Here is a 968-nt window from a genome sequence, read left to right as displayed (position 1 = left end):
GGGTTACAGGGGAGGGTAGATGGGCGGGTAGTTGTAGCCGAAGTTGCTGTCCCAGTACGTCTGTCCGTTCACCTCGTAGCGGACGTAGTAGGCCGGGGTGCCCGTCCCGGCGGGAATCCGGGCCTGCCAACGCTCCACGCCCTGGGCGTTGGGGCTGGAGACGTAGGAGTAGCCCACGGAGTACCCGGTGGTGAAGGTGGCGGCGACCTGGTGCGAGGTGGCCCACCCGTCCGTGGAGTACACCACGGTGACGTTCTTCGAGTAGGCGAGGTTCTTCACGTCGATGCCGATGTCCACGTCCCCCGTGGGCTGCCAGTAGCTCGTGCCCACCAGCACGTTGGCGCGCGGCAACAGCGGCCCGTCCGCGCGGCCCAGGTGGTAGTTGGCCCCGCCGTTGTTGTCCCAGTACGTCTGGCCATTCACGGTGAACTTCGCCACGAACTCCAAATCCCGCGTCGGCTGGGGCGTCGTCCCCCAGCTCTGGTACTGCCGCGTCACCTTCCACAGCTCCAGCCCCGCGCCCGCATCGCCCGCGTAGGAAGCGGCCAGGTCCGTCCAGGTGCCGTCGGGCTGCTTGTCGTGGATGGCCACCTGCTTCTCGTAGGCCAGGTTCTTCACCACCACGAAGTACGTGACGTCCTGCCACGTCTGCCCGTAGCGGGTGCCCACGGTGCTCACCGCCTTGAGCAGCTTCACCTCGTCCGCCGCGCGCGCGGAGGCCGACGAGAGGCCCACGGCGAGCCCGGCCAGCAGGCACAGCGCCGCGCGCCACCGGGAGAGGAGAGAGAGTCGGTTCGTCGTCATGAAAACCTCTTCATGAGCCAGCCCCTCGGCCGGCTCCAGGAACCTGGGGAATCCAGGGCTCTCCCATGTTGGCAGCAGGCCCCGACGCGCGTCGCGTCACGCGTCATGGGACCGTCCGGTTGAAATGTTCTGACGTACACGGGGGCGACGCATTGTTGGGAGGG

1 protein-coding gene is annotated in these 968 nt (G+C 67.6%); it reads right to left on the bottom strand.

What is annotated here, in order from left to right; genetic code table 11:
* Positions 1–3: 3 nt before the first annotated feature.
* Entirely contained in the window at positions 4–804 is an 801-nt protein-coding gene (locus HR086_RS47145) for an endonuclease (RefSeq protein WP_174468939.1), read from the bottom strand.
* Positions 805–968 lie beyond the last annotated feature (164 nt).

It is taken from the genome of Myxococcus sp. CA039A (genome assembly GCF_013336645.1).
Classification (GTDB): Bacteria; Myxococcota; Myxococcia; order Myxococcales; family Myxococcaceae; genus Myxococcus; species Myxococcus llanfairpwllgwyngyllgogerychwyrndrobwllllantysiliogogogochensis.
Note: the sequence above shows the minus strand (reverse complement) of the source record. Positions and strands in the feature narration are given on the sequence as shown.